At 66.9% G+C, this 18443-nt stretch carries 18 protein-coding genes; 9 read left to right on the top strand and 9 right to left on the bottom strand.

Annotation, left to right across the window (positions count from 1 at the left end; all coding sequences use genetic code 11):
* Positions 1-286 precede the first annotated feature (286 nt).
* The 3 genes from ACFWU5_RS22745 to ACFWU5_RS22735 form a co-directional block, all read right to left on the bottom strand.
* A complete protein-coding gene (locus tag ACFWU5_RS22745) occupies positions 287-658 on the bottom strand; it encodes a hypothetical protein (protein ID WP_379268690.1) in 372 nt (123 codons plus the stop codon).
* Between the two features lie 169 nt (positions 659-827).
* A complete protein-coding gene (locus tag ACFWU5_RS22740) occupies positions 828-1925 on the bottom strand; it encodes an SPFH domain-containing protein (RefSeq protein WP_379243796.1) in 1098 nt (365 codons plus the stop codon).
* Positions 1926-1953: 28 nt separating this feature from the next.
* Complete coding sequence (locus ACFWU5_RS22735; RefSeq protein WP_379243798.1) at positions 1954-2172, bottom strand: hypothetical protein; 219 nt, start codon at positions 2170-2172, stop codon at positions 1954-1956.
* 121 nt (positions 2173-2293) lie between these two features.
* Here ACFWU5_RS22735 and ACFWU5_RS22730 point away from each other — a divergent pair, with 121 nt between their 5' ends.
* Both ACFWU5_RS22730 and ACFWU5_RS22725 read left to right on the top strand, forming a co-directional pair.
* Positions 2294-2920, top strand: a complete 627-nt coding sequence (locus ACFWU5_RS22730) for a DJ-1/PfpI family protein (RefSeq protein ID WP_379268695.1) — start codon at positions 2294-2296, stop codon at positions 2918-2920.
* On the top strand, positions 2917-3378 hold the full coding sequence (locus tag ACFWU5_RS22725) for a MarR family winged helix-turn-helix transcriptional regulator (RefSeq protein WP_379268688.1): 462 nt from the start codon (positions 2917-2919) through the stop codon (positions 3376-3378). Before ACFWU5_RS22730 ends, ACFWU5_RS22725 begins: the two co-directional genes overlap by 4 nt.
* Positions 3379-3469: 91 nt before the next feature.
* Here the strand turns inward: ACFWU5_RS22725 and ACFWU5_RS22720 are convergent, their stop codons facing one another.
* The gene (locus ACFWU5_RS22720) at positions 3470-4270 is read right to left on the bottom strand and encodes an HAD-IIA family hydrolase (protein WP_379243804.1); all 801 of its coding nucleotides are present in this window, start codon (positions 4268-4270) and stop codon (positions 3470-3472) included.
* Positions 4271-4399: 129 nt separating this feature from the next.
* Between ACFWU5_RS22720 and fgd the strand changes: the two genes are divergently transcribed.
* Positions 4400-5410, top strand: coding sequence for a glucose-6-phosphate dehydrogenase (coenzyme-F420) (fgd, locus tag ACFWU5_RS22715; protein WP_379243806.1), 1011 nt, complete (start codon positions 4400-4402; stop codon positions 5408-5410).
* A 134-nt stretch (positions 5411-5544) separates the two neighbouring features.
* Here the strand turns inward: fgd and ACFWU5_RS22710 are convergent, their stop codons facing one another.
* On the bottom strand, positions 5545-6051 hold the full coding sequence (locus tag ACFWU5_RS22710; protein WP_379243794.1) for a nitroreductase/quinone reductase family protein: 507 nt from the start codon (positions 6049-6051) through the stop codon (positions 5545-5547).
* Between the two features lie 94 nt (positions 6052-6145).
* Between ACFWU5_RS22710 and pta the strand changes: the two genes are divergently transcribed.
* A complete protein-coding gene (pta, locus tag ACFWU5_RS22705) occupies positions 6146-8224 on the top strand; it encodes a phosphate acetyltransferase (RefSeq protein ID WP_379268686.1) in 2079 nt (692 codons plus the stop codon).
* Positions 8221-9420 carry an acetate kinase gene (locus tag ACFWU5_RS22700; protein WP_379243790.1) on the top strand — a complete coding sequence of 400 codons (1200 nt, stop codon included), beginning with the start codon at positions 8221-8223 and terminating at the stop codon, positions 9418-9420. Before pta ends, ACFWU5_RS22700 begins: the two co-directional genes overlap by 4 nt.
* 3 nt (positions 9421-9423) lie before the next feature.
* On the opposite strand, the gene ACFWU5_RS22695 is transcribed toward ACFWU5_RS22700, so the two are convergent.
* The 3 genes from ACFWU5_RS22695 to ACFWU5_RS22685 all read right to left on the bottom strand — a co-directional run bounded on the left by ACFWU5_RS22695 (position 9424) and on the right by ACFWU5_RS22685 (position 14520).
* The gene (locus ACFWU5_RS22695) at positions 9424-11823 is read right to left on the bottom strand and encodes a tetratricopeptide repeat protein (protein ID WP_379268693.1); all 2400 of its coding nucleotides are present in this window, start codon (positions 11821-11823) and stop codon (positions 9424-9426) included.
* Between the two features lie 268 nt (positions 11824-12091).
* Positions 12092-13042 carry a glutamate ABC transporter substrate-binding protein gene (locus tag ACFWU5_RS22690; protein ID WP_379243786.1) on the bottom strand — a complete coding sequence of 317 codons (951 nt, stop codon included), beginning with the start codon at positions 13040-13042 and terminating at the stop codon, positions 12092-12094.
* Positions 13039-14520: a hypothetical protein gene (locus ACFWU5_RS22685; RefSeq protein ID WP_379243784.1), complete on the bottom strand. Its 1482-nt coding sequence runs from the start codon at positions 14518-14520 to the stop codon at positions 13039-13041. Before ACFWU5_RS22685 ends, ACFWU5_RS22690 begins: the two co-directional genes overlap by 4 nt.
* Before the next feature lie 129 nt (positions 14521-14649).
* Between ACFWU5_RS22685 and ACFWU5_RS22680 the strand changes: the two genes are divergently transcribed.
* Entirely contained in the window at positions 14650-15276 is a 627-nt protein-coding gene (locus ACFWU5_RS22680) for an NUDIX domain-containing protein (RefSeq protein ID WP_379268684.1), read from the top strand.
* 157 nt (positions 15277-15433) lie between these two features.
* Here ACFWU5_RS22680 and thiE read toward each other — a convergent pair whose 3' ends face one another.
* Positions 15434-16132: a thiamine phosphate synthase gene (gene thiE / locus ACFWU5_RS22675; protein WP_379268683.1), complete on the bottom strand. Its 699-nt coding sequence runs from the start codon at positions 16130-16132 to the stop codon at positions 15434-15436.
* A gap of 205 nt (positions 16133-16337) precedes the next feature.
* Between thiE and thiO the strand changes: the two genes are divergently transcribed.
* The 3 genes from thiO to ACFWU5_RS22660 are packed head-to-tail and all read left to right on the top strand — an operon-like array spanning position 16338 to position 18362.
* Entirely contained in the window at positions 16338-17408 is a 1071-nt protein-coding gene (gene thiO / locus ACFWU5_RS22670; protein WP_379268691.1) for a glycine oxidase ThiO, read from the top strand.
* On the top strand, positions 17405-17614 hold the full coding sequence (gene thiS, locus ACFWU5_RS22665; protein ID WP_379243778.1) for a sulfur carrier protein ThiS: 210 nt from the start codon (positions 17405-17407) through the stop codon (positions 17612-17614). Before thiO ends, thiS begins: the two co-directional genes overlap by 4 nt.
* Positions 17607-18362 (top strand): thiazole synthase, encoded by a 756-nt coding sequence (locus tag ACFWU5_RS22660; protein ID WP_379268681.1) that lies wholly within the window; start codon positions 17607-17609, stop codon positions 18360-18362. Before thiS ends, ACFWU5_RS22660 begins: the two co-directional genes overlap by 8 nt.
* Positions 18363-18443 lie beyond the last annotated feature (81 nt).

Genomic DNA, 18443 nt, shown 5'->3' with positions numbered 1-18443 from the left:
GCTCTCTTACCAGGGGCTTCGCCAGTTCGCACGCCGAGTGAGCGCCAATCAGCCTGCGGGGCAACGTGGTTCAGCGGCAGGATGAAAAAGGCTCACTGTTACTGATCTCGGTCGAATCCACCGGCCTTATACAGAGGAGCTTTTCGACGATAAATTCCAAGAGCACTTATGGAATGAGTCTCAGTCTATGGACGAAAAAAATGCGATATGGAAAGTGTATTGACCGGTAAGTCATTTTTCTGACTGCCCTAATGTGTGCAGTCACCCGTGCGTGAGGTGATCTGGTTCACGAACATTTGTGCACGCTGAAAGGCAGGATTTCCGAGGTCGGGTTGTCGATCAGGCGTCGGGTTAGCTCGGCGTCGGCGATGAACTGTTCTATTACGCTTCGTAACGGCGATGTAGGCGTCATGCACACGACCATCCGGAACGGCTCTCGACGAGCTCGATGCCGAACCGCTGCGATTCCATGATTGGTCGACGGGATCCCGATGTCGTCGGCTCCGAGCTGGGTACGCATGAGGGCGATCGTGCGGATCTGTCCGTCGTGGTTTTCGTTCCCCAGCCGCGCGAGGTCGGACTCGAACTCGGCCCGACGCTTTTCGACAGGTGTCCGGGAGCCAGCGTTTCTGTTCGTCGGCCGGAAGTGGTTGGGCATCGACGGAATCCAGCAGAGTGTTCCAGCATGGCGGGTCAGTCGGCGGGTGTCGGGCCGCGAAAGCTGAGGTAAACGGCGAGACGGTCGCTTCTCGTTCGCTCAACCGGCAGAGCAACGCCCCAGGTGGCGTGCCGAAGCAGAGGCAGACCCGGGGCGTGCTGGTCGGTGATCAGACCTTGTCGATCTCGCCGTTCGACAGGGCCTTCTGCAAAGAATTGAAGACCGTCAATCCCTGGCCGACCATCCCGTTGAGCATTTCGCTCACACCATCCGGCCCGTTCAGAACGGTGAGGTTGGCGCCGGCCAAGCCCTGCGAGGCCTGCTTGACGATCTCGGGCAGTTGCTCGATCAGCATCTGGTCCAAGGCAATTCGGTTGTTGGACGCCGCAGCCTCGGCCTGGATGCGAGTCCGGTCGGCCTCCGCCTCGGCGAGGATACGAACCCGTTCCGCTTCTGCCTGAGCAGGTTTCACCACTTCGGCCTGCAGCTGCTGTTCGCGCAGTTCGGCGTTCTTCCGGGCCTGGGCGGCCTGCGCGTGCAGAACAGCCTGCCGGGCGATGGCGTCGGCGAGCGGACCCGACTGTGCCGCTTCGGCATTGGCCTTGTCGATGTCGCGCTGGTACTCGGCCTTGAGGATCGAGGTTTCGCGTTCGTACTCCGCGCGACGGCGCAGCGACTCCTGTTCGGCTTCGGCGGCACGCTGCGAGGCCTGCGCCTGCGCGATCTGGGCGTCGCGCTGCACGGCCGCATTGTGCGGTGCCGCAAGGGCATTGATGTAACCGAGGTTGCCGTCGTCGATCGACTGGATCTGGAACGAGTCGACCCACAGGCCGATATTGCTCATCTCCACCTTCGACGCGATCAGCACCTCGTCGGCCAACTTCTGACGTTCGCGGATGATCTCCTCGACCGTCATCGAGCCCACGATCGAGCGCAGGTGACCGGAGAAGATGCGGCCGGTCAGCACCGACATCTCCTGCTCCTGTTCGGACAGAAAGCGTTGTGCCGCATTGACAATGGACTGCGTGTCGTTGGCGACCTTGAACGCGATCACCGCACGCACATCCAACTGGATGGCCTGCTTGGTGACGCAGCGCTCGCGGATCTCGGATTCGAACATCGCCAGCGACAGGTAGCGGACCTTGCGGAACAGGGGCATCACCCAGGTGCCGCGGCCGATCACGACCTTGAACGGGGTGTCGTCCTTGGTTTTGGCACCGCTGACCAGCATGGCTTCGTCGGGATCGGGAACGTGATAGCCCAGCATGGTGAGCCCTTTCACTCGGTGGGGCGGGTCATTCGGTGGGGAGCGGTATCCAGGTCACCACGTCGACCAGGCGTCCCGGATGGACCGCGACGATCAACACGGTGGTCCAGGCGGCGATCGGTTCGTCGGCGCGGGCGAGGAACAGTTCGGTGCCGCCGCGAATCGAGACGAGCACCTCTCCCAGCGCGCCGGCTGCTCGAATCGGTGAGGTGATGGTGCCCGTCATGCCTTGGAGGGAATCGGTCATCGCGGGTGAACCTCCTTGTCTCGCACCGGATGACGTCAGGGTACGAGGCGTGGGCTGTAAGCCGGTAGCAAAATTCTTATTGACAGCATCCTGTCAATTATGACAACATACTGTCATGACGATGAAGACAGTCCACGTAGCCGTGTACGACACCCTCGCCGACTGGGAAGTCGGGGCCGCCACCGCGCACATCGCCAACGGCGCATGGCATCGCGAACCGGGAACGTTCCAGGTCACAACGGTCGGCCTCACCACAGAACCGGTCACCACGATCGGCCGGATGCGCATCACCCCCGACATGGCGATCGCCGACCTCGACCCCGCCGACAGCGCGATGCTGATCCTGCCCGGCGCCGACCTGTGGGTGGGCGACGAGCTGAATGCGTTCGCGGACAAGGCAAAACAGTTCGTCGCGGCCGGTGTGCCCGTCGCAGGAATCTGCGGCGCCACCTTCGGACTCGCGAAAGCGGGCCTGCTCGACGACCGCGCCCACACCAGCAATGTCGCGGAATACCTTGTCTACAGCGGATATTCGGGCGCCGACCACTACGTGGAAGCGCCCGCGGTCACCGATCGCGACGTGATCACCGCGGACGCCATGTCCCCCTTCGAATTCGCCCGCGAGATCTTCGCCCGCCTCGGCCTCTACGAACCCCACGTGCTCGAGGCCTGGTACAAACTGTTCGCGCACTCCGACCCCGCCGGATACGCCACCCTCGCCGAATACGAAGGAAGCCACGCAGCTTGAACAAAGACCAGGACCTACTCGACGGCGCCGCCCTCACCGTCTTCCGGCTGAACGGTCAATTCCTCACCGTCGGCGACAGCCTGTCCGCACCGGCAGGCATCTCGGTGGCCTGGTGGCAGGTGATGGCGGCGGTTCAAGAACACCCCGAAACGGTCGCAGGCATCGCCCGCGCCATGGGCATCACCCGCCAGAGCGTGCAACGGATCGCGGACCTGCTGGTCGCCAAGGGCATGTGCGAATACCGCCCCAACCCGGCGCACAAGCGGGCCAAGTTGGTCGCCATGACAGCCGAAGGCGACGCGGCCATCCAACGCATCAATCCGCAACACGCGGCCATGGCGAAACGGCTGGCCGAAGCCCTGGGCCCCGCAGAGTTCGCGGCGACCGTCGAGACCCTGACCCGCTTGTCCTCGGTATTGGAGGCGATCATCGCCGACGATGCCCCCACGAAGGCGTGACACCTACTTGGACATGTGATCACCAGGCGATCACGCAAACATCGGTCGAGAGGGAAAATCCCTCATGGCCTGGTGATCAACTGACCAGGACCTAGTCGACGAACGGTTGGCGGGTTCGGCCGACTAGGTCGGCTACTGAATGGACGATCGACGTCGGGCGGAAGGGGTATTGCTCCACCGATGCCTTCGTCGAGATGCCGGAGGTGACCAGGATGGTGCGCAGGCCCGCTTCGAGGCCGGCGATCACGTCGGTGTCCATGCGGTCGCCGATCATCACCGTGGTCGAGGAATGGGCGCCGATGCGGCGCAGGGCCGAACGCATCATCAGCGGGTTCGGCTTGCCGACGTAGTACGGGTCCTTGCCGGTCGCGCGGGTGATCAGCGCGGCGACCGAACCGGTGGCGGGGAGCACGCCGTCGCGGGACGGGCCGGTGGCGTCGGGGTTGGTGGCGATGAACTTGGCGCCGCGGTCGACCAGGCGGATCGCGGTGGTGATCGCTTCGAAGGAGTACGTGCGGGTTTCGCCCAGGACCACGTAGTCGGGGTCGACGTCGGTGAGCACGTAACCGATCTCGTGCAACGCGGTGGTGAGGCCGGATTCGCCGACGACATAGGCGGTGCCGTTCGGGCGCTGATCTGCGAGGAAGGTGGCCGTGGCCAGCGCCGAGGTCCAGATCGACTCCTCGGGGATGTCCAGGCCGGTCTGACGGAGGCGGGCCTGCAGGTCGCGGGGGGTGCGGATCGAGTTGTTGGTGAGCACGAGGAACGGGATCTCGTTCGCGCGCAGTTCGGCCAGGAACTCGTCGGCGCCGGGGATCAGTTGATCTTCGTGCACCAGCACGCCGTCCATGTCGGTCAGGTACGACAGGATCTTCTCGTCTTTGGCGGTCACCAGTTAATTGTCCGCTAAAAGTCGGGGCCGTGGGTGATGAAACTTCCGGCCGTGCTCGCGGCGCGATGCCGGGGTCGTTGACTAGGGTCGTGGGGCAGGGGCGTGCGGCGAACGACAGGAGTAGCGGGAATGGTGGAGCTCAAGCTCGGGTACAAGGCATCGGCGGAGCAGTTCGGGCCGCGGGAGCTGGTCGAACTCGGCGTCGCCGCCGAGCAGCACGGCCTCGACAGCGCGACCGTGAGCGACCACTTCCAGCCGTGGCGCCACGACGGCGGGCACGCGCCGTTCTCACTGGCCTGGCTCGCGGCCGTCGGCGAGCGCACCGACCGCATCCAGCTCGGCACCTCGGTGCTCACCCCCACCTTCCGCTACAACCCCGCCGTGATCGCGCAGGCCTTCGCGACGCTGGGCTGCCTGTACCCGAACCGGATCATGCTCGGGGTCGGCACCGGCGAGGCGCTCAACGAGATCGCGACCGGTTTCAAGGGCGAATGGCCCGATTTCAAGGAACGTTTCGCTCGCCTGCGCGAAGCGGTGAAGCTGATGCGCGAACTGTGGACCGGCGACCGCGTCGATTTCGACGGCGAGTACTACCACACCGTCGGGGCCTCCATCTATGACGTGCCCAAGGGCGGCATCCCCGTCTACATCGCCGCGGGCGGCCCGGTGGTGGCCAGGTACGCGGGTCGCGCGGGCGACGGTTTCATCTGCACCTCGGGCAAAGGCATGGACCTGTACACCGAGAAGCTGCTGCCCGCCGTCGCGGAAGGCGCCGCCAAGGCCGACCGCAACGTCGCCGACATCGACAAGATGATCGAGATCAAGATCTCCTACGACACCGATCCCGAACTGGCACTACAGAACACGCGCTTCTGGGCCCCGCTGTCGCTGACCCCCGAACAAAAGCACGACATCACCGACCCGATCGAAATGGAAAAGGCCGCCGACGCCCTCCCGATCGAACAGGTTGCCAAGCGCTGGATCGTGGCCAGCGACCCCGAAGACGCTGTCGCCCAGATCAAGCCGTACATCGACGCGGGCCTGAACCACCTGGTCTTCCACGCCCCCGGCCAGGATCAGCTCCGCTTCCTCGATCTGTTCAAGCGAGATCTGGCTCCGCGTCTGCGCGCACTGGGCTGAGGCGTCGTCGGCCCGTGAGCTGAGCCGGGACGAACTCGAAAGTTGTTGGTGGAAACCGAAACGCCGTTCAGCGGTGACGATGCCTGAATCAGCAAGCCCCGGGTCCGCGCAAGCGACCCGGGGCTTCGCTGTGTCTAGGCCCGCCGCAAGGCGAACATGCGCAGGTTGCGGGTGGTGCGGTCGCGGTAGGCGGCGTAGGCGCCGGTGATGTCCACGAAGCGGGTGAAGATCGCTTCTTTGTCCGCGTCGGGGACGGGGGTGGCGGTGACCGGGATGCGTTCGCCGGCGATGGCGACGGTGGCGGTCGGGTCGGCGAGCAGGTTGGCGGTCCAGGCGGGGTGGGTGGACTGGCCGAAGTTGGAGCCGATCACGTAGAGGGTGTCGCCGTCGTGGACGTAGAGCAGGGGTTGGGTGCGGGGTTGACCGGATTTGCGGCCGGTGGTGGTGAGCAGGATCACCGGGGCGCCGATCGGGCCGAGCACGGTGTACTTGGCGTCGGTGCGTTCGAGCAGGGCCCGGTCCAGCGGGGTGACCGTGCGAATAAGCCACGAGCCAGGCTTTGTCGCGGCGAAACGGTTGGCGGCGCGGGACAAGGGATTGGTGCGTGAGCCCCACTGCCGATCCGGGAACTGCGTAGTCATGAGGCGGACTATAGCCCGACCGTCAGGCCCCCGATCTGGGCGCTGAGTGTCGCTCCGGCGGACTATGACGCCGCGATTCACTAAGCTCGGCTGCATGGTCGAACAAGCGCCGTCCACCGTGTACATCGCCTCCCCGGAGGGTGACACCGGAAAATCTACGGTCGCACTGGGTGTGTTGGGGATGCTGTGCGCGACCACCGCCCGGGTGGGCGTCTTCCGTCCGATCACCCGCTCCGCCGACGAGCCCGACTACATCCTCGAACTGCTGCTCGAGCACAGCACCGCCGACATCAGCTACGAGCAGGCCATCGGCGTCACCTACGAGGACGTGCACCGCGACCCCACCGCCGCGATCAGCGACATCGTGATGCGGTTCCACGATGTGGCCAAGGCGTGTGACGCGGTGGTGATCGTGGGCAGCGACTACACCGACGTCGCCAGTCCCAGCGAGCTGCGGTTCAACGCCAGGATCGCGGTGAACCTGGGCGCGCCGGTGCTGCTGGTGGTGCGCGGCGCCGACCGCACGCCCACCGAGGTCAAACAGCTGGTCGAGTTGTGCGCCAGTGAGCTCGCCACCGAACACGCCCAGCTGGTCGCGATCGTGGCCAACCGTTGCGCGCCCGACGAGTTGGACGAAATCGCCACGGCGCTGGCAACGTTCGACGTTCCGTCGTGGACGCTGCCCGAGGTGCCGCTGCTGATGGCGCCGACCATGGGCGAGCTGTGCGAGGCGATCGACGGCGAAATCTACAGTGGCGACCCGGAATTGCTGCAGCGTGAGGCGCTGCGCATCATGGTCGGCGGCATGACCGCGGAACACATCTTGGAACGCCTGTCCGACGGCGTGGTGGTGATCGCGCCGGGCGACCGGTCCGACGTACTGCTCAGCCTGGTGAATGCCCATGAGGCGGAAGGGTTTCCGTCGCTGGCTGGCGTGATCATGAACGGTGGCCTGCGTCCGCATCCGGCCATCGCACGGTTGATGGAAGGTCTGCATCCCAAGCTGCCGATCCTGGCCACCGAGCTGGGCACCTACGACACCGCCAGCGCCGTGCACGGCACGCGCGGCAGGATGTGGGCGGGCAGCCCGGGCAAGGTCGACACCGCGCTCGCGCTGATGGAACAGCGGGTCGACGCGCCGGAACTGTTGCGGCGCATCCGAGTTCCGGCGTCCGAGGTCGTGACTCCGCAGATGTTCGAGTACCGGCTGATCGAACGCGCACGCTCGGATCGCAAACGCATCGTGCTGCCCGAGGGCGACGACGACCGCATCCTGCGTGCGGCGGGCCGGGTGCTGCAGCGCAAGATCGCCGACCTCACCATCCTCGGCGACGAGCCCTCCATCCGGGCGCGGGCCGCCGAGCTCGGTGTCGATATCGCCGCCGCGCAGGTACTCGATCCGCGCACGTCGGGTTACCTCGATGAATTCGCCGCCGAGTACACCGAATTGCGCAAACACAAGGGCATGACGCTCGAGCGTGCGCGCGAAACCATGGCCGACATCTCGTATTTCGGCACCATGATGGTCTACAAGGGGATCGCCGACGGCATGGTCTCCGGTGCCGCGCACACCACCGCGCACACGATCCGGCCTTCGTTCGAGATCATCAAGACCGTGCCCGGCGTGTCGACGGTGTCGAGTGTGTTCCTGATGTGTCTGGCGGATCGTGTTCTCGCGTACGGGGATTGCGCGGTGGTGCCGGATCCGAGTTCGGAGCAGCTGGCCGATATCGCGGTGTCCTCGGCGGGCACTGCGGCCCGGTTCGGCATCGAACCGCGGGTGGCGATGCTGTCGTACTCGACCGGGGCGTCCGGGACCGGTGCCGATGTCGACAAGGTCCGTGCCGCAACCGAACTCGTGCGCGAGCGGGCACCGAAACTGCCGGTGGAGGGCCCGATCCAGTACGACGCGGCGATCGAGCCCGCCGTGGCCAGCGCCAAGCTGCCGGACTCCGAAGTCGCGGGCAAGGCAACGGTTTTCGTGTTCCCCGACCTCAATACCGGCAACAACACGTACAAGGCGGTGCAGCGCAGCGCGGGTGCGGTCGCGATCGGGCCGGTGCTGCAGGGTCTGCGCAAGCCGGTCAACGATCTGTCGCGCGGCGCCTTGGTCGCCGACATCGTCAATACGGTGGCGATCACCGCCATCCAGGCGCAGGGAGATGCCAAGTGAGCGATCTCGTACTGGTTCTGAACAGCGGCTCGTCGTCGATCAAATATCAACTGCTGCACGCACTCTCGGGCGACGTGCTGGCGTCGGGCCTGGTCGAGAAGATCGGCGAGGCGCAGGGCGGCCGGATCGTGCACGAAGCCGGACCCGCCAAACTCGTGTTCGACGGCGCGATCCCGGATCACAAGGCCGGGCTGGCGCGCGCGTTCGAGATGTTCCGCGAAACCGGCCTCGACCTGACCACCATCGGCATCGGCGCGGTCGGGCACCGGGTGGTGCACGGCGGTGAGGTGTTCTGGGAACCGACCCTGATCGACGACAAGGTGCTGCACGCGATCGACGAACTGTCGGTGCTGGCCCCGCTGCACAATCCCGCCAATGTGATCGGCATCGAGTCCACCAGGGAACTGCTGCCCGGCCTGCCCGAGGTCGCGGTCTTCGACACGGCGTTCTTCCACACGATGCCCGACGCCGCCAAGACCTACGCCATCGACGCGAAACTCGCTGCGGCCCACGGCATTCGTAAGTACGGCTTCCACGGCACCTCGCACCAGTACGTGTCGGAGAAGGCCGCGGAGTACCTGGGCAGGCCGACCGAAGAGCTGAACCAGATCGTGTTCCATCTGGGCAACGGCGCGTCCGCCTCGTCGATCCAGGGCGGGGTCGCCATCGACACCACCATGGGCATGACCCCGCTGGAAGGTCTGGTGATGGGCACCAGGCCCGGCGATCTGGATCCGGGCGTGATGCCGTATCTCATGCGGGTGGCCGACCTGGACATCAGCGATGTGGAGCAGCTGCTCAATCGCAATTCCGGGATCAAGGGGCTGTCGGGGGTCAACGACTTCCGTGAGTTGCAGCAGCTCATCGACGGCGGCGACGCCCAGGCGAAGATCGCCTACGACGTGTACATCCACCGCCTGCGTCGCTACCTGGGCGCCTACCTGGTGGAACTGGGCACCGTCGACGACATCGTCTTCACCGCCGGTGTGGGCGAGAACAGTCCGGCGGTGCGTGCCGATGCGCTGGCGGGGTTGCAGGCGCTGGGCATCGAGATCGACCCGGTGCGCAACGAGACCAGAACCCCTGGCATCCGCCGCATCTCCCCGGATTTCGCACCGGTGACGGTGCTGGTGGTGCCGACCAACGAGGAACTGGCCATCGCTCGCGCGGCCCACAAGCTGGTCGCCAGTTCCTGACGGTCAGAACCAGGACTTCGGGCGCAGCGAGTTGGCCAGGTCCACCAGGGCGTAGCGGTGGTCGCGGTCCGGGGCGTTGCGGGCCAGCGAGCGCAGGCCCGTTTCGGTGCCGTCACGCAGTTCGCGTTCGTTGAAGGCGCGGCCGAACAGCTTGGCGTCCTTGCGTTTCGGGGTGTTCCCGGCCTGCAACCAGGCCAAGGCGCTGCCCTGGACCAGGGTGCGCATGAGGGTGGCTCGATGCTCGCCGGGGGCGATGGCCTGGGCGCGGGAGGCGGCCAGGCGCAGGACCTGTTCGTCGAGCTCGGCGACGGGTGAACTGGTGAGCAGCAACAGGATTGCCGTGGTCTGGGCGGTGGTGAAGTGGCGGGAGGCGGCGGGCACGTCGTCGAGGGCGTGCACCGCTTCGCCGACTCGGCCTGCCACGGCCAACTGCCTGGCCAGGCCGAAGGCCGCGCTCACTACCGCGCGGTCGGTGCGCCAGACGGTGTCGTAATAGCGTTGGGCAAAGCTTCGCCACTGTTCTGGATCGGGTGAATCCCAGTGTTGGAGAATGAGTTCCGCGGTGGCAGCCAGTGCCAGTTTGGGTGCGATCTCGCCCGGCAGTACTCGCAGCACCGCTTCGAACGATGCGAAAGCGGTCTCGTAGTCCAGTTCGAGCAGGGCGGCTTGTCCGGTGAACCAGTCTGTGCGCCAATCAGAGTCGGCGGGTACACGTTCGAGCATGTGCAGTACTGCCGCCGATTCGCCCAGTTCGAGCCGTGCCCTGGCCTCGGCGAAAAGTAGTTCGGCCGCGAGGGTTTCGGGTGCGTTGTCGGGGTCGGCTTCGGCGCGTTCGCGGGAGTCGTGCAGGGCTTCGAGTACACGCTCGGGTTCGGGGTTCGCGGTCGCGGCCAGTAGCGGGGCGGCGGGGTCCGACGGATCGATCAGCGGAATCGGCAGTGCGGCAACCACATCGCGGGAGTCCAACAAGGGGGAGCGGCCGACGCCGTCGAGATAGGCGTCGGTTTGGCTGATCAGTTCCTCGGTGCCGAAGCTGGTGCGCTGTGGACTGAACACTGTGGACAGCTGTGGATGTTCGGTGCCGGTGTCGTACGCGAGGATTTCGCGCAGCACACCGGCCAGCTGTGCCGACATCGCCCGCGCCGACGGAAAGCGTTGCGCCGGATCAGGATCGGTGGCGGTGAGCAGGAAACGGTGGAAGAACTCGTAGCGGGCCAGCAGGGGTTCGTCATCGGGAATGCCGTCGAGGTAGCGGCCGTGTTCGCTGGGCAGGTCCAGGGTGAGTGCGGCGATGGTCCGGCCGACGGTGTACACGTCCGACGCGGGCGTCGGGCCGGTCTTGGCGATCTCGGGAGCCTGGAAACCCTTGGTGCCGTACAGGTTTCCGTAGGCGTCGATGGTGGCGACCGCGCCGAGGTCGATCAGCTTCACCTGGTCTTCGGTGACCATCACATTGTCGGGCTTGAGATCGTTGTAGGTCAGGCCGATCGAATGCAGATGTTCCAGTGCGGGAAGGATTTCCAGCACATACGCGATCGCCTCGGCCAGCGGCATCTGCTCGCCGCGCGGTCGGGCGTCGAGGATGTCACGCAGCGACTGGCCGCCCACGTACTCCATCACGATGTACCCGGTGGACCCGTCGCTTGCGGTGTGCTCGACGAAGTTGTGGATCTTGACGATGCTGGGATGCGCCACCTCGGCCAGGAACTGCCGCTCCGCCACCGCCACGGCCTGCGCCTCGGCGTCACCGGCGTGCAGCAGACCCTTGAGCACCACCCACCGATCACTGACATTGCGGTCGATCGCCAGGTAGATCCAGCCGAGACCACCGTGCGCGATGCAGCCCTGGATCTCGTACTGCCCCGCGACCATATCGCCCTCGTGCAGCGACGGCCGGAAATCATAAGCGGCACCACAGGTTTCGCATTCACCGCTGGAGGAAGCAGCCTTGGCCGGCGTCGAACGGCCGACCGGATTGGTGCACCGCCAGCAGAACCGTCGCCCCTCCGACACCATCGGATCCGTGAGCACAGCATCGCGCGGGTCGGCCGGGGTAACCGTCGGAATCGGCACCAACCCGGCCCCGAGCCGGCGCGTGGGCCGCGACCGCGCGGTGCGCACGCTGCGCCCCGATCGCGAGGTGCTCACCCCGGTCTGCGGCGTGGAACCCCACCCTTCGGGTCCGGTGGGAACGGGCCGCTCAGCAGCCTCGGTCAGCGCGTGCGAGGCGGCCTTCGGCGGGCGTTGAGCCGCCTCGGTCGGGGCGAATGCTGCGCTTTCGGGTCGGGGGGCAGCCTCGGTCGGCGCGACATCGGTCGGCGTACGGGTCGCGCGCTGAGTGGCGACCTGCTCATCTGCTGTCGACACCGGCGAAGCGGCCTGCTCCTGGGCGGAACGCCGCATCCCGTCCGTAGCCGGGGTCTCGTCGCGACTCCACGGTTGCTTCCGCGCGAACTCCGCCGCCGCCTCCGCCGTGAGTTTTGGTAGCGGTCGAGTCTCGTCGTCGGCAGGATCGGGCGGCAGCGTCCACCCACCGGGCAGCGACCCGGGCTTCTGCCGCTGAGTCAGCTGCGTCGGCTGACGCCGCTCCGGCTCGTTCGGTGGCGGCATCGCACTGCGATCGGAATCGCCCTGCGCGGCTTCATCATTGGGAGGCTTCGTACTCATGCCGTCAGTCCTGGTACTTCGGTGCGGGCGGGCTCGGGGTGTCGCCGAGGGCCGCGAGCCAGCGGCGGTGGATGCGGGTCCAGGTGCCGTCGTTGCGGATGCGTTCGAGGGTGGAGTTCACGAATCGCACCAGGTCGTCGTCGCCCTTGGGGATGCCGATGCCGTACGGTTCGGCGCTGATGCTGCCCCCGACGATCTCGGTGTACGGGTCCTGTGCGGCCAGGCCCGCCAGGATCGAGTCGTCGGTGCTCACCGCGTCGACCTGGCGTTGTTGCAGGACCACCAGGCAGTCAGCCCAGGTCGGCACGGTCAGGATGGTGGCTGCGGGTTGGTCGCGGCGGATGTGGTCCAGCGAGGTGGTGCCGCGCGCGACGCACACCCGCTTGCCCGCGAGGTCGGCCAGGCCGTCGATACCGGAGCCCTTCACCGCCAGCACCCGCTGATCGGCGCGCAAGTACACCGTCGAGAACGCCACCCGCTGACGTCGCTCGCAGGTGATCGTCATCGTTTTCGCGATCAGGTCGACCGTGTGCTGCTGCAGTGCCTTCTCGCGTTCTTCCGAAGCGAGACTGCGGTATTCGATCAAATCGGGGTTGCCCAGCAGGTCGCGCGCGATCTCCCTGGCGATGTCGGCGTCGAAGCCGACGATGCGACCGGTGAGCGGATCGCGGAAGCTGAACAGGTTGCTGCCCGCGTCCAGACCCACGACCAGCCTGCCGCGTGCGCGAATGGCGTCGACGGTCGGACCGGCGGCGGTGCTGGGTCGCAGACTCGCGGTCGGGTCGCCGCACTGCTCGCCGGTGGCGGCGGGCACGGGAGTATCGGTGCCGATCGGAATTGCCTTGGCGGGCAACGGCGGTTCGGAATACACGCCGCGCTCGACCGGTGCGGGGGTGCTGTCGGAACACCCGACGAGCAGCCCCACCAGCATCAGCGCCGCGACCCCGCGCCTCATCGGTACTCCCGCAATCGCGGCCACAGCCCCAGCACCACGCACGCCGCGGCCAGAATGCCGAGCACGAACGCGCCGGGGCCGAGGAACGACAACGCCCCGATCGCTTGAGAAACGTTGTCGCGCAATGTCTCTCGAGTCTTCCAGCCCGCCTTGTCCAAGGCGCGGTCCAGCGCGTCGACCTGCGCGGCCGAATCCGCGGCGCTCGGTCCGGTCGCGACGGTGGCCGCACCCATGAAATCGCCCCGCTCGAGTGTGTCGTTCATGCGCTGATGCGCCGCCTGCCAACGGGTCAGCGCGGCGCGGGCGTGCGCCACCTCGTCGCGCGCGGGCGCGTCGGACGGGTAGCCGTCCAGCAGCTCGATCAGGCGCGCGGCATTGGTATCGAAGGTGCGGTCGTAGTCGCCGGTGGCGTCGCGACGCACCAGCTTCACCATTTCCGCGGATCTGGCCTGCTGCACCAGGATTCGGCTCTCGGCCAGTCGCGCCGACGGCACCGCTCCCTCGTCGCGGCAGCGAATCATCGCCACCGCCGACACCGATCCCGCGGCCACCGTCCACAGCAACGTCAGCGCTAGCGCGCCGGTACCCAACAGCAGCCCCATATTGAAGAACCGGCGTGACCGGCGAGCCATCAGCACCTGCACCCAGATCAGCGCGGCCAGCGCCACCATCAGCAGCACGATCGCCGTCCACGGCGGTTGCACGTGCCGGTATTGCGCGTCGGTGACCGCGTCGAACCGGTGGTCTTCCAACTCCTCGGCCATGGGCAGCAGCGTGGTCTGCATCTGATGCGAGGCCTCGCTGAGATAGGCCGCGCCGACGGGATATCCGTTGCGGTTGTTCACCCGCGCGGTCTCGATCAGCCCGCTGTACACGGGCAGTCCGGTCGCGATGCCGGTGCGCAGGCGACGATCGTCGCCCGACGGGTCGGCTGCCTCCGCGTCGGAGATGTGCCCGGCTTGGGTGACCAGTTCCGCTGCGGCCTCGCCGATGGCCTGGGTGTAGCGGTCGCGCACGGCTTTGGGTTCGAGTCCGCCCGCGATGAACGCGGTGCCCGCGGCAGCGTCCGCGATCGACAGTGAGGTGTAGAGGTGGTTGGCCGAATGCGCGTCGGGTTCGGTGTCGTCGAGCAGTACGCCCAGAGCTTGCTGGCGCTCGCTCACCGTCGTCGAAGTCACCGACCCGGCCGTCACACATAAGACCATCAGGACAAGTCCGGCAGCGACCAGTCGGCCCGGCGAAGACTGCGCGAATCCACGCAAACGGGACGGATGGAACTGCGCGCGCAACGCCCTGACGTCGGGCGCGGGCGGCCGCTCGAGATGCGCGGTCGGCCGACGCAGCGGTGCCCAACGCGGCGACACCGGCGCGGCCGACGCCGTCTCGGCGGGCCCCGCACCCGTGTCTGCCTGCGAAGACGGGCGGACTCGGACGGCCGCGACCTCCGTGGGGGCAGTGCGATTCCCCGGTTCGACCATCGCTCACCTCCCGATGTTGTCCGCGCGCCACTACTGGTGCGGAGTTTATTGTGGTCTGGCCAGTGGTGCAGCCCCCCACGGACCCCCGAAGTGGTTGCTGCTCGGCTGCTCGACAGGAAAGAGTGTGGGATGCGCGGCGACGGAGACGGCTGGTCCAAGGGCCCCGACGGGTCCAAGCACTGGGGCAAATTCGGTGCCGCGGGACTGCTGCTGCGCGCACCGCTGCCAGGGGGTGGGTCGGCGGTGCTGCTGCAGCATCGCGCGCTGTGGAGTCATCAGGGCGGGACGTGGGCGTTGCCCGGCGGTGCCAGGGATTCGCACGAGTCGCCCGAACACGCCGCCGTCCGCGAAGCCGAGGAAGAAGCGGGTATCGCGGCCACCGACCTCCGCGTGCGCGCCGAACGCCTGACCATGACCGCGGCCAGCGGCTGGACTTACATCACCGTCATCGCCGACGCCGAAACCCCACTGGCCACGGTCGCCAACAGGGAAAGCTCCGAACTGGCTTGGGTCCCCGAGGAAGAGGTCGCCGACCTGCCATTGCATCCCGGTTTCGCCCTGGCCTGGGTTGACCTGCGTGCGGTCCCGTTGCGCGTGCGCGTCGACGACGACCTCGCCGCCGCCCTTCCTCGTACCGTCGAAATCGCAGGTCAGGGCTTCTTCTGGCTGCACACGCGCGTCGACGGCCCCGGCATCGACGTGGTTCTCGACGCGGAAGACGGCCTGGTTCTCACCCGCGCCGACATCCTCGCCTGAGCACATCGGGCAGGACCGGCATATTCACGCACTTCGGCCTCGCGGAATCAGTTTTCTGATTTTTTGACGGCGTTTTGCGTGATTACGCCGGTCCATTCGCTGTCGCGAGGTGCTGGACAGTTCGGGCTGCCGCTGACCAAAGGGGCACCGAGCGAGATCAGTTCGCGGCGAGCAATGCCTGCTTGAGCTCGCGGGCGGCAGCCTCGGGGTCGGCCGCTGCAGTGATCGCCCGAACGACGACCACGCGACGAGCACCGGCGGCCAGTACCTCGGGCAGTCGCGGCAGGTCGACGCCGCCGATGGCGAACCACGGCAGCGTCGGGTGGGAGTCGGCGGTAGACCGAAGGAAGTCGATGCCCGCGGCCTGGCGGCCGGGCTTGGTGGGCGTGGTCCAGATCGGGCCGGTGCAGAAGTAATCGAGGTGACCGTCGATGGCGGCCAGGCTGGCTTGGTTGCGGTTGTGCGTGGATCGGCCGATCACCACATCCGGCCCGACAACACGGCGCGCATACGCGGGCGGAAGATCGCCTTGGCCCAGATGCAGCACATCGGCACCGGCCGCCAGCGCGATATCGGCACGGTCGTTGACCGCGAGCAACGCCCCGTGACGCCGGGTAGCGGCCTTGATCTCGGCGAGCGCACCGAGCTCGGCCTTCGCTTCCAGCGGCCCGAATTCGGCCTCGCCCGGCGAACCCTTGTCCCGCAGCTGCACGATGTCGACCCCGCCCGCGAGCGCCGCGTCGACGAATCGGGCCAGATCGCCCTTCTCTCGTCGCGCATCGGTGCACAGGTACAGCAGCGCGCTGGACAGGCGCTCCCGAGGCGGGACGGAACGGTTCGAAAGGGAGGGCTGCACGACCACGACGGTAGTCGCGCTAACGTGGAGACGCGAGCGGCGTAGGGCTGAACTGCGGCGTCAAGCGGCGAAATATCGGTTTTCGGCCGCCTTGATCTGGACTGACCGAAGGGTGCGACGAAGGAGTGCCCGTAGGGAGGGAAGATCAAGGTTAATAGGCCGAAAACCCGCGGCACCAGCCGCCAAAAATACTGTGAGGAACGTGATGCGGACTCTGGCGGTTGTCGGCGGTGGTGCTGTCGGACTCGCGATCGCATGGCGTGCGGCCGAAGCGGGCTGGACCGTCACCGTTTATGACCCCGAACCCGCACTCGGCGCCTCCTACGTGGCCGGCGGGATGCTCGCACCGCTGTCGGAAGGCTGGCCCGGCGAGGATCGCGTGCTCGCTTTCGGTGCGGCCGCGCTGGAGCAGTGGCCTGCTTTCGCGGAAAGCCTGCGGAAGATCTCGGGCGAATCGATGTTCGTGGCCGATGAGACACTGACCGCCGCCCTCGATAGCGCCGATGCCGACAACCTGTACATGGTCTTGGGCTGGCTGGCGGCTTTCGGCCATCAGTTACAGGTCCTCGAGCGTGCGGAAGTCCGCGCGTTGGAACCCGCGCTCGCCCGCTCGGTCCGAGCGGCGTTGTACGCGAAAACCGAACCGGCTATCGACAATCGACGCGTGCTCAGGGCGCTCTACAAAGCCTGCGCGGGCGTCGAGATTCGCATGGAAACTGTTGTCGCACTGGATGATCTACCACACGACCGGATCATTCTCGCGGCAGGCGCCCACTCGGCCGAACTGTGGCCGGGCCTGCCGGTGCGTCCGGTGAAGGGTGAAATTCTCCGCTTGCGTCACCGGCCGGGTGTGAGGCCGCCGCCGACCAGGGTGATCCGCGCCCGAGTCCACGGCCGACAGGTCTATCTCGTGCCCCGCGAAGACGGAATCGTTGTCGGCGCAACACAATACGAAGCAGGCTTCGACACCACTGTGACCGTCGGCGGTGTCCGCGACCTGATCGCCGACGCCGAAACCATCCTGCCCGGCATCGCCGAATACGAACTGGCGGAAGCGAGTGCGGGATCCAGGCCGGGAACCCCCGACAACCTCCCACTACTGGGCCACCTCGACGACCGGGTGATCGCCGCCACCGGCCACGGCCGCAACGGCATGCTCACCCTCGCGTTGACCGCCACCCTGGTCCCGCAACTGCTCGACGGCACCGTCTCGCCGATCGCCGAACTTGCTTCCCCGCAACGTTTTCCAGCACTGTCCCCAGGAGGAGTTCGATGACCATCCCGATCGGCGTCACCGTCAACGGTGTCGACCACGAGTTCGCGCAACCGCTCAGCGTCCGAGAGCTGCTGACGAAACTCGAATTGCCCTGTCAGGGTGTGGCATTGGCGGTCGACGGCGCGGTCTTCTCGAAGTCGCGCTGGGACGAACCCGTCGAACGCGGCTGGACCATCGAGGTGCTCACGGCGGTCCAGGGTGGTTGAGCCCCTGCGCATCGCGGACAAGGTCTTCGGTTCGCGCCTGATCATGGGCACCGGCGGGGCCGAGAACCTCGCCGTGCTCGAACAGGCCCTGATCGCGTCGGGCACCGAACTCACCACCGTCGCGCTGCGCCGGGTCGACACGGCGGGCGGCACGGGCGTGCTCGACCTGCTCAAGCGCCTGGACATCACCCTGCTGCCCAACACCGCGGGCTGTCGCACGGCCGCCGAAGCCGTACTCACCGCCCAACTGGCCCGGGAGGCCCTCGAAACCAACTGGGTCAAACTCGAGGTGGTCGCCGACGACCGCACCCTGCTGCCGGACCCCTTCGAACTGCTCGACGCCGCCGAAAAGCTCGTCGACGACGGTTTCGTGGTCCTGCCGTACACCACCGACGACCCCATCCTCGCCCGCCGCCTCGAGGAAGCGGGCTGCGCCGCGGTCATGCCGCTGGGTTCCCCGATCGGCACGGGTCTGGGCATCGGCAACCCGCACAACATCGAAATGATCGTCGCCGCCGCGAAGGTCCCCGTGATCCTCGACGCGGGGATCGGCACCGCCAGCGACGCGGCACTGGCCATGGAACTGGGCTGCTCGGCGGTCCTGCTCGCCACCGCGGTGACCAGGGCGAAGGAACCCGAACTCATGGCCTCGGCGATGTCGGCGGCGGTCCAGGCCGGCTACCTGGCCAGACGAGCGGGCCGCATTCCCAAGCGTTTCTGGGCTCAGGCTTCTTCCCCATCCCTCTAAGGGTCGAAGGTCATCCTCGAGGATGACCCGACTCGCTACTTCCCGGCGACGCGCGCAAGGCCGTTCGTCGGGCAAGCTGGG

The organism is Nocardia sp. NPDC058640 (assembly GCF_042716995.1).
GTDB lineage: Bacteria > Actinomycetota > Actinomycetes > Mycobacteriales > Mycobacteriaceae > Nocardia.
Note: the sequence above shows the minus strand (reverse complement) of the source record. Positions and strands in the feature narration are given on the sequence as shown.